The sequence below is a fragment of the Pseudomonas sp. MYb13 genome (genome assembly GCF_002980075.1).
Classification (GTDB): domain Bacteria; phylum Pseudomonadota; class Gammaproteobacteria; order Pseudomonadales; family Pseudomonadaceae; genus Aquipseudomonas; species Aquipseudomonas lurida.
Window position 1 is genome coordinate 209,589 of record NZ_PCQI01000003.1, and the last position, 13,786, is coordinate 223,374.

Consider the following 13,786-nt stretch of genomic DNA (forward strand, 5'->3'; position numbering starts at 1 on the left):
ACGATCGGTTCGTTACAAACCCATGTTGCAAGAGGACTTCGATACCAGCGCCTTGTCGTACTTAAGGAACCAGCCGGTAGTTTCACGGGTGAAGAAAATGGTGATGATGGCCGCCAGTACCATGAGGCCGGAGATAAAGTAGAGCGCGTAGTTGTAGCCCGCAGCCTGCTCAAAGCCACCACCTGCGCCGATGAACATCCCGATCACGAATGGCCCAAAACCACCGGCGTAAATACCGACGTTGACGATTGAGCCCGCCAGGCCAGTCGTGCCTTGCTTCGCAGAGTCAAACGCAATGGCGTACAGCAACGTGTAGGGCGCGTTCATCGCGAATCCAGCAAACAACTGAATCGCGATAAGCCAAGTCAGGCTGACGGATGAGTATTTGAAGAGGTACATGCCCACCGCAAGCCACGCGAAAACAAGCACTAGGCAAAGTTTTCGGCCTGCACGGTCTGAAATCCATCCCCAAACGATCTGGCCGATACCACCGGTGATAGTGAAGAGCACCGAGTAAGCAGCTGCCTCTGCGAAGTTGTAATGGGCAACAAAGGCCAGGTACTGAGGTAGCCAGAAGCTGATGCCGAAGTAGCCAACGATTGCGAACATCGAGATAAGAGCGATAGCGGAGATGTTCGGATTTTTCATTGCAGACTTGAACGCGCCTTTGGGCACCTCCACCACACCCTGTACCGCTTCCATTGATGGAGGGGTCTCACCCACGGCTTGAGCGTGTTCAACAAAGGACTCGTAACGCTTCTTCGTACTGAACCACCAGTAGACCGAAAAGATGATGATCATCGGTACAGGGAACAGCAGGAATGCCAAGCGCCAATTTTCCGGGCCGTAAGCGTGGAGTAGAGCACTGATCGCCAAGCCACCGATCAATGTGCCCCAAGGGTATCCGGTGTGATGAAGTCCTAGGGCGAAACCACGGCGCTCCTTCGACCACCACTCAGACAAGGAGGTGACTTCGATGGCTTCGCCAGCACCGCCAAATGCGTGAGACATCACTTGCAGCGCGACAAGCACTCCAAGCGAGCCAGTCAAGAAATTGAGGCCGGTTAGAAAGGTGAATAGCGTGTAAGCAATCACGATTGGCAGGTGGCGGTATTTTCGCATCCATCCCTGACCGCCTTTATCAGCCCAAATCATGCAAGGCACGGCTATCAAAGATGTAGCGATCGTGATGAACGCGGCAAGCAGTCCAGTCAGCTCAGCGCTTGTCTTGAACTCGCTGGTGATGGAGGGCAATACCATAAAGAACATCTGGCGGGAGTTGGCATCCATGGCATACACGAGCCACAAAAGAGCCATCGCGCCCCACGAGGCTGCACCTGCTCCTTTTGGCACACGATTGACCGCAGGTAATGCTTCGATTTTGTCTTGAGCAAATCCCATGGGGATATCTCCGGGTATTTATTTTTATTCTCCGGCTGAGGATCGGTGTTTTGCACACATACGCCTCAACATCCGAGATGATCCAGCACTTGTCGTACTGCTCACCATGGACAGAGGTTATGGCTCAATTTCAGGGCTGAATATAGCTGGCAAAGCACACCTGCTGTGACCGCCAGGAACAGGTCGGTGGCACAAAATGAGAGAGGCGCCAGCGAAGCATTTGGCTAAGTAATTACTGGGAAATAGGTCTCAATTTTTTGGGAGCTCTGTTGGGCACAGAGCAGGAGGTAAAATTACAGAGAGGTGGAGTATTGGCTCTCTTGTGCAGGAGCCAAAGTTGCACGCTTGTGCGGAGGGAAAGTGAAAGTAAGCGCGGGGCCGTAGTGGCTATCAAGTCGCTTCGGGTAGTCCTCTCACGACCTTCCATGGATGTGCTATCCATTTTTTTTGGAAAAACTCGATGAAAACTCGGATGCGGGGGCTTAGATGTTTTCTATCCGAGTAGAGCAGGTAAATAGGCTCTAAGATCTCCGCTTTGTACTCGTCAAGCAGGAGCACCAGCGATCCATCCTGAATGTCTTTTCCAATGTGGAAATCCGCAAGGCGGACTATACCCGCACCTGATTTGGCCATGTCCCTCAGCAGTTCGCCTTGGGTAAACGATCCTCGGGGCTTCACAGGGGTCGTCACACCCAGACCGTCCTGGATAAAGGCCCATTTGTTCCAAGGGCTGGCAAAACTGAAGTTAAAGCATCGATGATTCATCAGGTCTTGTGGCTGTTGCGGTGTTCCATACTTTTCCAAGTAGTCAGGTGAAGCACACAGCAACCATTCACATTCGCCTATCTTCTTTGCGATTCTGGAAGAGCTCGGAAGAATCCCGCTATGGATGGCTATGTCCAATCCCTGCTCGAACTGGTCAACGAACTGAGCGCCTAACTGAATCTCGACATCAAGACCGGGATAAGTGTCGAGGAATTCCGGCAACCAAGGCACGATCTGCTGCTTCGCAAAAGAGGTCATCGTGTGGATGCGTAGCGTGCCACTTACCCTTGAAGGAAGCCCTTCTGCCAGAGAGTCAGCTTCACTCATCGCCTCAACCACAGCTTTCGCACTGCGCAAATAAGCAGCCCCCTCCTCCGTCAGAGTGAGGACTCGGGAACCCCTCTGGAACAGTCGAACTCGAAGCCGATCCTCTAGCCGCGCTATCAATTTACTGATGGCCGACGGAGTCATCTCGTGCGCCCTGGCGGCAGCGGAAAAACTTCCGCACTCTGTTGACCAGATGAAGGCTAGCATTTGAGAGTATTGATCCATTTCGGTACGCTCCTTACGCGACTGAATCCACCTGTTTATCTACACAAAAAAACGCGCCGTAGCGCGTTTTTTTGACCCAAAATCAGCGAATGAACTGCTCGATATAATCGTCCGGCAAGCCCAGGGTCTTGTAATGGCTGCGTGCAGCTTCCAGCTTGGTGAAGACGTCTTCATAGCCAACAGCGACACCCTGTGGGTCGACGTAAGTGTAGCCACCCTGAACGTGGAACCAGGTAATCATTTCTTCGACATCTTCAGGGACGAACAGAGTATGAGTCTCCCCCGGCGGCTCGAATGCAAAGGAGCCTTCATCAGCAACCCAATCATGTTCGAGGTAGAACCAACGCCCCTTCAACACGATCGCATGCACTGCACCCGAGTGGCGGTGACGTGACAACACCCCGCTCTGCCGCACTCGTAGTAGGTTGATGTAGTACCCGCCGCTAACGCTCAGCAGCAGTGGTTTGAAAGATACTGACTTGGTGACAGGCACCCAGAGATTATCGTCTTCGAGCCAAGTGGTCATAACGCCTGGATGCACCATGTCTGGAGACATGAAAGGCACCTGCGGCAAAGCGTAAGGAATGGCGAGTTCATCAGGTTTAACGGGCGTATTCATTATAATTTCTCTCAACGTGTGACTGGCGAGCGAGCCAGGATTTCAATCGCTGAGTGAGATTAGGTGATGCTCTCGCGCAGGAGAATACTCAGAAATTCACACCATCTGTGACCACTCGTCACAGCGCGTTAGGCTCATCCCACGACAAGCAACGATACAGTCAGGCATCAGCTACTAACGGGTTCAAGCCCCTGCCCCCTGAGCTATTTCAATTAGTGGCTAACGGTCATCAGCGGAAAACCATCAGCGCCCCAACAGAGGGGACACATTTTCCCCAATACCTTCACTACCATGCAGACCTGTTCATCTGAAAGCCGCTTACACAGTAGTAATCGGCTTGAAATAATGAGGTTTAGCAATGACTTCTCTCAGCCACTCCCTTGAGCTCAGTCCCGAGCTTGCAGCTCATCCGGCCTATTCGCGAGTGTTCCAGCCCGAAGGCCTCACCTTCGGATACATCATGCCCTTGGAGGGCTATCCGAATTCACCGTTTCCCACGCTGCAGGATCATCAACGCCTTGCTCGCATCGCGGACGAGGCTGGATTCGCAAGTCTGTGGATGAGAGATGTGCCCTTCTATGACCCGAGCTTTGGTGATACTGGTCAAATGATCGACCCGTTTGTATATCTGGGATATCTGGCTGCTGTTACCAAAAACATTGCCTTGGGCACGACGGGCATCGTTCTTCCGTTACGTGAACCACTGATCGTCGCTAAGCAGTCCGTTTCGGTCGACCAGCTAACCGGCGGTCGTTTCTTGCTAGGGCTATCCAGCGGAGATCGCCCGATTGAATATCCAGCATTCGGGATTGATTTCGAAGCGAGAGAAGAACGATACCGGGAAGGCTTCGAGCTGATTAAGACAGTCACTGAAAACAGCTTCCCAAGCGTCTCAACCAAACTTTTCGGCCAGCTGGAAGGCTTGCTAGACATGGTACCCAAGCCAGTTGGCGCTCGACTCCCCATGATTGTCGTGGGCCGGGCCCGTCAGACGCTTGAGTGGATAGCCAATAATGCCGATGCCTGGATTTGGCATCTGAGCGACTTCAATCGTTTGCCCGGCCTCATCCGCGAGTTCCGTTCTGCCAGCCAGACCGGCAATGCAAAACCATACGGCTACGCGACATTTTTCGATCTGGCGACGGATCCGAACACACCGCTGGAACGCGGCTACAACGGAATAAGGATCGGGCGTAATGCTCTCGTGGAGCTCTGGAAACGGCAACAGGATGAAGGTGTTTCACACGTCGCACTGAATATCAAACCTCTGCAGCGACCAGCCGCTGATGTCCTGGAGGAGATGGCTGAGTATGTCCTGCCACACTTTCCCATAGGCCAACCTGCCTCGCAGGTGACCCAGTGACCGGCTCAAGTGATCGCACCGACATTAAGGGCGTTATAGCCACCTTTCTGGAAGCCTGGGAGAGCGGTAATTGGGAATTTGCTGGGGATATATTCACTGACAATTGCCAGTTGGTAACAAGCCACATGTCCGCTCATGAGGGTGGACGCAAGATTGTCAGAGCTTTCCAGCAAGACCGTGCCAAGGCTGATGGCTTTTCAGTGAAGGCAACCAATCACTATGTGGGAGGTGGAGAAACCGACGCCACTTTCAGTTTCTACGCCTATGGCCATATCAGCAAAGCCACAAAGTCGGCCACTCTCGGATTTGGAATGACTGTCACGGGCTCTCTAAAAAAGACAGCAGGCACCTGGCACCTCGACAGCGTGCTGATTGCCTTGAATTGGGTAACTGGGGACTACTCGCTTGCAACTCACTGGCAGCTTCCACCAGGTGACGACGGATGGAGGATTGGCGATCCCGCTCCGACCATCGTGAGCGAACTGAACGCGCCATGGCTTGCTTTCCCAAGCTCAACGCCTTCGGTACCCAGCGAGGAGTGTGTTGCTGAAACCTACGCTCGTTACTCATGGGCGCTGGATCAGGCTGACATGCAGCTACTTGCCCATTGCTTTGCCAACGACGCCGCTGGTGATTTCCAACCGATGGGCCTTATTGAAGGGCGCCACGCGATCATCGGCTCCTTCAAAGAGTTTCGCAGGCCCTGGCCGTGGATGCAGCATTTCGCGGACGTGCTGGAGATCAAGTCCGACGAGGAAAAGGGTGTAGCGGAAATGATTGTCGGCAGAGTCATTCCTGGAAACTCACACACTCAAGATGGCACGCCTCTCTATGGCGCGCATTACCGGATGCGGCTTCGTCGCAAACATGAGGGCTTCTGGCAACTGACCTGGAGCGAGTACCGCCCAGGCTGGTTCAATGCCAATGAAGCACCAAGAGTTTAGTCCCTTCCTGGAAACGCTCTAGGGCCGTGGCGCCGTACTATCTCGGACGACGAGTTCGATTTGTATGCGCTCGCGGCGTGCAAGTGGGCGCCCCTCGATCAGCGCAACGATGTTGTTGGCGCTGCTGATACCAATTTTCGAAGTCGGCACCCTGACGGTCGTCAGGGCTGGCACGTAGGCAGCCGCGAACTCGATATCATCGAACCCGCTGACTGATAGTTCTTTGGGGACGTCGATCCCATTGGAGCGCGCTTCCGCCAACGCTCCGATACAGGTGAGGTCAGTGCTGCAGACAATGGCTGTAGGCTTGGGGTTAAGCTCCATAGCAATCCGCAGCCCGGCGCGCCCTCCCTCAATCGTGAATGGCTGCTCAATAATCCGTTCACTTGAAAGCTCTATCCCTGACTCGAGTAGCTGAGCGGTGATTCCTTTCAGACGGTATTTTGCCCGTTCGTTGTTAGAAACAACTCCACTGATCATGGCGATACTTTGATGACCAAGGCTAAGCAAGTGCCTGGCTATCAATCGACCACCCTCCTCATTGCTGAACCCCACGCAGTGATGGTCGTGAGCACCATCTAGTGACCACATGAGAATGAATGGGCATTGGGCGGCAGTTAGTGCTTCATAAATTTCAGGACTATGTTCAGTACCCACTAACAGTAGGCCTTCGACGCCCCGCTCAATCATGTTCCTTACGTTTACCAGTTCTTGCGCCTGGTCGTATTCATGGGAAGAAATGATTAGGTGATACCCAAGCTCCGTTAGCCTTAACTGGAGGGCCTGGACAGCTTCAGCGAACGCAGGGTTGTTAAAAGTAGGAAAAACGGCTCCGATGCTGTGCGTGCGCCTGGATGCCAAAGCACGCGCGGCCCCGTCTCGCACGTACCCGAGCTCTTGAACAGCTGCTTGTACTTTGGCCAGCGTTGCAGGTTTCACTAAGTGCGGGACAGCCAATGCTCTTGAAGCACTCCCCATCGAGACGCCCGCCAATTCAGCCACATCCTTGAGCTTCGGTTTCTCGATTTTTTTCATTGGAGACTTAGCATCCTCGATCGTAGCGCGGAGACAGGACGATCAGAAGAACGCCCTCGATTTGCGCAGAGGATGATAAGCCAACAGCCTGCCGTTCGGGAGCCGTTAATTGGAGAGAAAAACCTGAGAACAGCGTTTCTGCTGCCCCCAGGCAAAGACATTTATTTAATGACGATCGGATTCACAGGAGCTCCGGTTCCGCCAACGACCTTTAGAGGGGCTGCGGTGTAGAGAAACGTCCACTGACCGTCCTCAGCGCAGTCCTCAGCGAGAGGATCAAGCTGAGCGATCTCAGTGAGAGTGATGCCCAAGTTCCTCATGAGTGCGTTGTGCAACGGCAACGCAACCCCTGACACGGGATCGACGGTGACTTCGTTAGCGATGGTGTCGGTGACAATGTTCGGAATTTCCATCTCCTGAAACCACTTCACCAGCTCAGGGCTGTAGGTCAGGCCTGGCTCGATAAAGTCTTTGTAGAACTCTTCCGGGTCGCGTTTATAAAACGAGCCGATCCATCCAGTGCGGATGATGAGAATGTCGCGCTTGTTGATAGAGACGCCTTGAGCCCGGGCAGCAGCCATTAAATCCTCATGGTTGAACGTTTCACCTGCATCCAGCACGTCTTTACCACGGTGGCGCGCTATGTCGATCAGAATACCTCGGCCAACGATGCCTTTTTCACCCAATGGAGCAACGCTCGCCTTGGCCAGGGAACCGATAGTGGTATCGGCGCTGTAGCCATTCCAAATCTGATCGTCGTACCAGACATGTCCAAGGGCGTCGTACTGAGTTGACCCTTGAAGATGAAAAAACATCACGTCGTCGGCGAACTCGTAAGAGCCCGGAAAATGTGGGCCTTTGCCACAGTTGTAGTGACCACGATCCATGATATTCATGCGTTTTGACTGGGAGCGACCAGGCCAGACCGGGTCACCAGCAGGATCTGCCATCCGTACCTGCAAAGTAAATGTCTTGCCTTGCTTGACCTCTTTGACCCCTTGGAGAACTTCGATACCTGTAAGGTAGTTGAGTGAGCCAACCTCATCATCCGGGCCCCACTTACCCCAGTTCTTAGGGGAGTCTTTGAGCAAGTCATGAATATGCGGAACGGTCTTGTCTGTCATTTTCTGAGCCTCTTTTATTCTTGGATTAGCTGTGCTGCATTTAGCGGTTAGTTGAAACGTTCAAATCGTTGTCCCAGCTCGTCAGCACGAGCGAGTCCTCGGATGAGTCGTTCAGCCGTAAGGGCTGGCGCCATATTTTTTGCGTACACCGCACCCAGTGTTGCCTGGACGACAATGTCCAATTCCTCAGAGGTAAACGGAGACGTCTGGCCAAGGCCGTCGAGGGTGACGGGAAGATTCACATCATTCAGAAGCTGAGCGACCTCTAGGATCTCTGAGTCTGGGCGCTCTTCGACGGACATCTGCACCAGCGTCCCGAATGCGACAAGCTCACCATGCAGCATGGAAGTAATCGCAGGAATTGCCGTAAGACCTCGCACAAGCGCATGAGCTAGCGACAAGCCGCCACTCTCGAACCCAACGCCACTGATAAGGACGGTTCCTTCAACAACCCGCTCGACATCATCATTAACCTCGTGCCGGCCTACTGCTCGGTAAGCGCTGCACCCGTAGGTCATAAGCGTCTTAAACACTGCCTCTGTTAGCAGCAATGCAGTGTTCAACGCTGGAGTACCAAATGAGTTATTGCCTCCGGCAGACTGACATTGTTGCGCCTCAAACTTTTTACTGATGGCGTCTCCGATGCCTGCGGCGAAAAACCTTGCAGGCGCACGGACAATCACTTCGGTGTCCACGACGACTGCGGAGGGGTTCATGTTCAGGTACTCGACACCAACGACCTTGTGCGCCTCGTCGTAAAGCACAATCAAACGGCTGGTTGGGGCGTCGCTGGAAGCAATGGTCGGGCATACGACAATGGGGACGTTAAGCTGAGCAGCCATCCCTTTAGCCGTGTCAATTGTCTTACCCCCGCCCAAAGCGATGATGGTGTCTGGCCTGTAATCTGCTGATCGCTCACAGAGAGACGCAATTGCAGCTTTAGTGCATTCACCAGGAAAAACGATACTGTTCGCCTCGAAGCCATGCTCTGACAATGCATTCCCTACCTCAGGCCACAGATGCCTCGAGACGAACTCGTCGCACAAGACCAAAGGGCGCGATTGCCCCATATCGGAAAGGATTCTGCCAAGCTGCTTTAGCGCGCCTGGCCCTTGCTCGTATCGGCCAGGAAAACCCATTGTTCGAACCATGCCACCACCCGCTGCTGAAAAACTGTGAGATAAATCGTTACGTTGAATACGAGCCCGGATAGATCAGCGCATCAACCAGCCACCCGCCACATCCACAACTTGGCCCGTGATGAAGTCGCTGTCGTTTGAAGTCAAAAAGCATGCTGCTTTAGCTACCTCAAGTGGCGTTCCAAGACGGCCCAACGGAGTCTCATCAACGACTGACTGGTTCGCTTGCGCAGAAACGGTTTTAAGAAGCGGCGTTTCGATGCGTCCCGGAGCCAGTGCGTTTGCAGTAATGCCATAGGGCCCGAGCTCGCCTGCCAGGTGACGGGTAAAACCGATAATCGCGGCTTTAGTAGCGCTGTAATGCGCCGCGACAATAGGCAAATAGGCGCTGCCGGCGACGGAAGACATATTCACGATTCTTCCAAAGGCGCGCTCAACCATTCCCGGCGCGATTGCCCTAACCAGGTTGAACGAGCCAGTGAGGTTGATGCCGACAACCCTTTCCCATTCCAGAGGATCCATTTCCCAAATCGGTGCGGGTGCGCCCTGATGTTTGGGTGACACGCCTGCATTGTTGATCAAGGTGTCGATCGGGCCGAGCTGCTCACTAAGCTCAAGACAGGCTCGACTGCATTGAGCGAAATCTGATACGTCAGCTTTAGCCCAAGCCACCAAATGTCCGGCAGCACTGAGTTGTCGGGAAAGCTCGGAAACTGACTGTTCGTCGAAGTCTACCAAGGCAACCCGCGCGCCCTCCTCACAGTACAGCCGGGCAATTGAGGCACCGATGCCCCCTCCTGCGCCGGTAATGAGAACTGTGCGTCCTGAATGTCGAAGATTCGTCATGCCAAATTCCCCGCACTGAAAAAACAGAAACAAGAGGCGGTGATGCTCAAACGCGTCCGATGCCGCGCTGGCTGACCAAAAATTTCGGACTCATGTAGGCGGGTGGTTTTAGGAGATTTGCGTGGCGAAGTCAGTGCCCCCGTGCCGGAGCGGTCTGTGACTGTAGGTAAGAGAGTGGCGAGGGCAGCCTGCGTCGTTGACCGAGCGAAGGCTAATGATGCAGTGACCATTATGATCTCCAGACTTGCCTAGGAAAACGGCAAATATGAATCGTTTCATTCTCATAGCCTGCGGCCATAAGCCAACAAAATCCATGATATTTTTCACGACTCTATTTTTTGTATTTATTCTCGAAAGATATATTTATGAAGCGCTTCATTTTTATTCGGATATTTGACCGCTGTCAAGCTGCCTGCACGGTCACTTCCCCCGCAAGGAGCGCCAGTAGCTCCTACGAAACGCAGTCATGAGCATCTGCGCCAATCAAATTGAGGATGTGAAAAACACCAGCGCACTAAGCCTCTGAGGCACTGGCTCCTTTGGCAGATGCACGGAATACGGGCGCAGTGCCCACGCCTGGGAGTCGATGCTCAAGAGAGATGAATACGCGATGCATATGTTAGGTATCGACTAGCCGCGCGGGCTTCGCTCACGGGTCAATCAGAGTGAATACCATCCGCAGAATGCTGCTCCCATGGTGGGCATGGTGACCAAGCCTCCACGAGCTTATCGATGAATAGTCGGATTTTTGGAGATAGGTGCCGCTTGCTAGGGTAGATCACCCGAATAGGCTCTGCGGCCTCCGCGTACTCCGCGAGCAGTTGAACGAGCTTGCCGCTGCGCAAATCGTCGTTAACCACGTAGGAAGGCAGAGTCGCTATACCCAAGCCAGCGACAGCCGACTGGTGCAACGACTCAGCACTGTCCATCTGCAGCCTTCCACCGTGAGTAACAGGCAAAGAGCGACCATTCACTCGAAAATTCCAGGGAAGCAATCTCCCACCGCTCACAAAATGCAAGCACTGGTGCTCGGAGAGATCGTCAGGCGTTTGAGGCTGCGGATGCTCAGCCAGATACTTGGGTGAAGCGCAGGTAATCATTTGTTGGTAGGCCACGGTGCGCGTGAGCAACCGAGAATCTTCCTTGGGAGGCCCGATGCGCATGGCCAAGTCAAATCCCTCATCGATCAGATCGACCAGCCTGTCAGAGAAGGTGATATCAACGCTCAGGGAGGGCCAATCCTTAAGACAGCACTCAATGTGCTGAAGGACATGAAGTCTGCCCAACGCAACCGGCAAACTCATCCGCAGTCGCCCACTGGGTGTCGAACGACGAAACGCAAGGGCATCCTCCACGTCGTCCAGATCCTGAAGAACGCCCACACAGCGCTCATACAGAACCTGGCCGTCATCCGTCATGCTTAAACTGCGCGTAGTGCGATTCAGTAAACGTACCTGTAAACGAGCCTCGAGCCTGACTATCGACTTCCCCACTGCAGAGCGCGTAAGGCCAAGCTGTTTTGCCGCAGCAGTGAAGCTTCCAGCGTTTACCGAGCTCACAAACGCGGCAATATCATTCAGGTTATGGAGTTCCATACGGCCTCGGTAGTCTCAACGTTCGGGCGGCTTAGCACCTGTTATGGGGAACCCTATTCCCCAATACTAAGCATAGTATCTCAATTAGCTAATCCACTCCCAACGATCAATTGAGGTCATTATGAACACTAAAGTCCAAGCAGCCGTCCAAACCTGGGCCAATAGCCTTAGCGATCTGGTACCCGTTCTTAAGGGAATCGATACCACTACAAAAATGAGCGACATCCGCGACTCTTACGCAAAAATGCTCGCGCAAAATCCTGCGCCTGCTGGCGTCAAATTCGAAGCAGTCGACATGGGCGGCGTACCGGGCACACTGGTTACCCCTAATGAGGTCAAAACCGACGCAGTCGTCATGTACATCCACGGTGGTGCGTACATTGTTGGCCGTCCAGACGGCTACCACGGCATCGGCGGCAACTACGCAAAAATGCTCGGCGCTCGTGTGTACATGCCGGACTACCGCCTTGCCCCTGAGCACAAGTTCCCAGCCTCTATTGACGACACACTGCGCGCCTACGAGTGGCTGCTTGAGCAGAAGATCCCAGCTAACAAGATCGCGTTCTCTGGCGAGTCAGCCGGCGGCGCGATGGTTGTCAGCGTGATGGTGGCTGCGAAATCCAAAGGGCTTCCACTGCCTGCAGTTGGTTCGTCCATCTCGCCATGGGCAAACCTTGAACACACCGGTGCCTCCATGAGCAATCGTGAAGGTTTGGATCCTCTGAACTCCAAGCCTGTCTTGGACATCCTCGCCAGAGCATTCCTGGGCGACACGTTGGCCAATCATCCTCTGGCCTCACCTGTGTTCGCGGACGTCACCGGTCTTCCACCAATCTTGGTGCAGATCGGCGAGAACGAGCTGATGTTGAGTGATGCAATGCGCCTTGCAACTCACCTGGCTGATAACCGAGTTCGCGTGAACCTGGAAGTTTGGCCAGCAATGTTCCACGCCTGGCACTTCTACGCCACCATGCTGCCAGAAGGTCAGCAGGCGATGGAGAGCTCCGTGCGCTTCATTGAGGTTGGCCTGGCCGACGCTAAACGCTAAAACGCAGACCAACCGCGACAGCTTTACCGGCTGTCGCGGTTTGATGATGCTGCGTCTACCAAGCTTCTTCAGGTTATTCAAAACCTGAGCAACCGCCCTGCCCCCTCCAAAAAAATGCCACTTTTACGCCCCTCCTCTCGGCAGGTTATGTCCACTGAATTCAGAGGATAGATTTTCCAATGACTCAAAACCGCAGCACGATTAACCCCAGGGTCTATGCGTTGACCTTCACTGCATTTGTAATGCTCTCATCTGAATTTATCGTCGCAGGCCTACTGCCTCAAATTGCTACATCGCTTGCCATCACCATCGGTGCAGCGAGTGGGCTTGTGACAGCTTTTGCCTTAGGCATGGGTATCAGCGCGCCCATTATTGGAGTGTTAGCGCACCGCGCCTCCAAACGATCCCTTCTCATATACGCGTGTGTGGCACTGGTTCTCGGGAACGGGATTTCCGCAGCGTTTAACGATTACTACATCATCCTCGCCGGTCGTGTACTCGGTGGTATAGGTGTCGCTGTTTTCTGGACAAACGCCGCTCTGGCCGCGAAGTCACTGTCGCAAGGCCGCAATGAAAGCCTGGCGATTGGTAGAGTTCTGGTCGGGATCTCGATCGCGTCGGTTGTTGGCGTCCCGGTCGGCAAACTCATCGCAGACGCTACCAGCTGGCGCATGGCAATGTGGATGATGACAGCGCTGAGCAGTGTGGCTTTGCTAACAGTGTGGATTTGGGTGAGGCCTACTGAAGAATCGCGGCAGAAAGAGAACCTGCGCGACACCGTCCGTGTCGCCTTGAGATCCGACGTCGCCATGACCTTGATCAGTTCATGCCTAATGTTTGCGGGCGTAGCCTCGGTATTCAATTTCCTGGCTACGTTCATGGAAAAGGAAACGGGCTTCGGCGAAATGAGCGTGACGCTATTCCTGTGCCTATACGGCATCGCTGACATCGCGAGCAATCTCATTTTATCCAAACGCGTGAAGGACGATCTTGAGCCCTTGTTCAGGCGGATCTTGATGACGATGGCAGCCGGCATGTGCGCCCTGTCAGTGTTTGGCAATCTCACATGGGCTGTACCACTCGCCATCATCATCGTTGCCAGCAGCCACGCTGGTGTCAGCCTGCTTATCGGAATAGACGTGCTAAAAAGGGCTGGGAACGCTGGTCAGTTAATCAACGCCATAAACGTATCAATGATAAATCTAGGCATCGGCATTGGTGCAGTCATCACTGGGTTGCTAGTAGATCGCGTGGGCGTTAGCAGCATAGGCTGGGTTGGCGCATGCTTCATTTCTTTGGCGCTGTGTGTTCGATGGAAAATCGAACGCAGCCACCAACAGCATAGTGGCTGAGCC

General features: G+C 53.8%; 12 protein-coding genes. 4 read left to right on the forward strand and 8 right to left on the reverse strand.

The window, feature by feature from the left end; translation table 11 throughout:
* Positions 1-12 precede the first annotated feature (12 nt).
* The 3 genes from CQ002_RS07870 to CQ002_RS07880 all read right to left on the reverse strand — a co-directional run bounded on the left by CQ002_RS07870 (position 13) and on the right by CQ002_RS07880 (position 3,337).
* Positions 13-1,401: an MFS transporter gene (locus CQ002_RS07870; protein WP_007913177.1), complete on the reverse strand. Its 1,389-nt coding sequence runs from the start codon at positions 1,399-1,401 to the stop codon at positions 13-15.
* A gap of 390 nt (positions 1,402-1,791) precedes the next feature.
* Positions 1,792-2,718 carry a LysR family transcriptional regulator gene (locus CQ002_RS07875; RefSeq protein ID WP_007913178.1) on the reverse strand — a complete coding sequence of 309 codons (927 nt, stop codon included), beginning with the start codon at positions 2,716-2,718 and terminating at the stop codon, positions 1,792-1,794.
* 82 nt (positions 2,719-2,800) lie between these two features.
* The gene (locus tag CQ002_RS07880) at positions 2,801-3,337 is read right to left on the reverse strand and encodes a 2,4'-dihydroxyacetophenone dioxygenase family protein (protein WP_105162269.1); all 537 of its coding nucleotides are present in this window, start codon (positions 3,335-3,337) and stop codon (positions 2,801-2,803) included.
* A gap of 358 nt (positions 3,338-3,695) precedes the next feature.
* On the opposite strand from CQ002_RS07880, the gene CQ002_RS07885 reads away from it, so the two are divergent.
* Both CQ002_RS07885 and CQ002_RS07890 read left to right on the forward strand, forming a co-directional pair.
* Positions 3,696-4,700 (forward strand): LLM class oxidoreductase, encoded by a 1,005-nt coding sequence (locus CQ002_RS07885; RefSeq protein ID WP_105162268.1) that lies wholly within the window; start codon positions 3,696-3,698, stop codon positions 4,698-4,700.
* The gene (locus CQ002_RS07890) at positions 4,697-5,644 is read left to right on the forward strand and encodes a nuclear transport factor 2 family protein (protein ID WP_105162267.1); all 948 of its coding nucleotides are present in this window, start codon (positions 4,697-4,699) and stop codon (positions 5,642-5,644) included. Before CQ002_RS07885 ends, CQ002_RS07890 begins: the two co-directional genes overlap by 4 nt.
* An 18-nt stretch (positions 5,645-5,662) precedes the next feature.
* Here CQ002_RS07890 and CQ002_RS07895 read toward each other — a convergent pair whose 3' ends face one another.
* From CQ002_RS07895 to CQ002_RS07920, 5 genes are all read right to left on the reverse strand, one after another.
* Entirely contained in the window at positions 5,663-6,679 is a 1,017-nt protein-coding gene (locus CQ002_RS07895) for a substrate-binding domain-containing protein (RefSeq protein WP_105162266.1), read from the reverse strand.
* A 161-nt stretch (positions 6,680-6,840) separates the two neighbouring features.
* Positions 6,841-7,803 carry a cyclase family protein gene (locus CQ002_RS07900; RefSeq protein WP_027620510.1) on the reverse strand — a complete coding sequence of 321 codons (963 nt, stop codon included), beginning with the start codon at positions 7,801-7,803 and terminating at the stop codon, positions 6,841-6,843.
* 47 nt (positions 7,804-7,850) lie between these two features.
* The gene (locus tag CQ002_RS07905) at positions 7,851-8,954 is read right to left on the reverse strand and encodes a glycerol dehydrogenase (protein WP_105162265.1); all 1,104 of its coding nucleotides are present in this window, start codon (positions 8,952-8,954) and stop codon (positions 7,851-7,853) included.
* 63 nt (positions 8,955-9,017) lie between these two features.
* Positions 9,018-9,788, reverse strand: coding sequence for an SDR family NAD(P)-dependent oxidoreductase (locus tag CQ002_RS07910; protein WP_105162264.1), 771 nt, complete (start codon positions 9,786-9,788; stop codon positions 9,018-9,020).
* A 656-nt stretch (positions 9,789-10,444) separates the two neighbouring features.
* Complete coding sequence (locus CQ002_RS07920; protein WP_105162262.1) at positions 10,445-11,383, reverse strand: LysR family transcriptional regulator; 939 nt, start codon at positions 11,381-11,383, stop codon at positions 10,445-10,447.
* 121 nt (positions 11,384-11,504) lie between these two features.
* Between CQ002_RS07920 and CQ002_RS07925 the strand changes: the two genes are divergently transcribed.
* Together CQ002_RS07925 and CQ002_RS07930 are read left to right on the forward strand one after the other, a co-directional pair.
* Positions 11,505-12,431, forward strand: coding sequence for an alpha/beta hydrolase (locus CQ002_RS07925; protein WP_177431156.1), 927 nt, complete (start codon positions 11,505-11,507; stop codon positions 12,429-12,431).
* 179 nt (positions 12,432-12,610) lie between these two features.
* Positions 12,611-13,783: an MFS transporter gene (locus CQ002_RS07930; protein ID WP_105162261.1), complete on the forward strand. Its 1,173-nt coding sequence runs from the start codon at positions 12,611-12,613 to the stop codon at positions 13,781-13,783.
* The last annotated feature ends 3 nt before the right edge of the window (positions 13,784-13,786 follow it).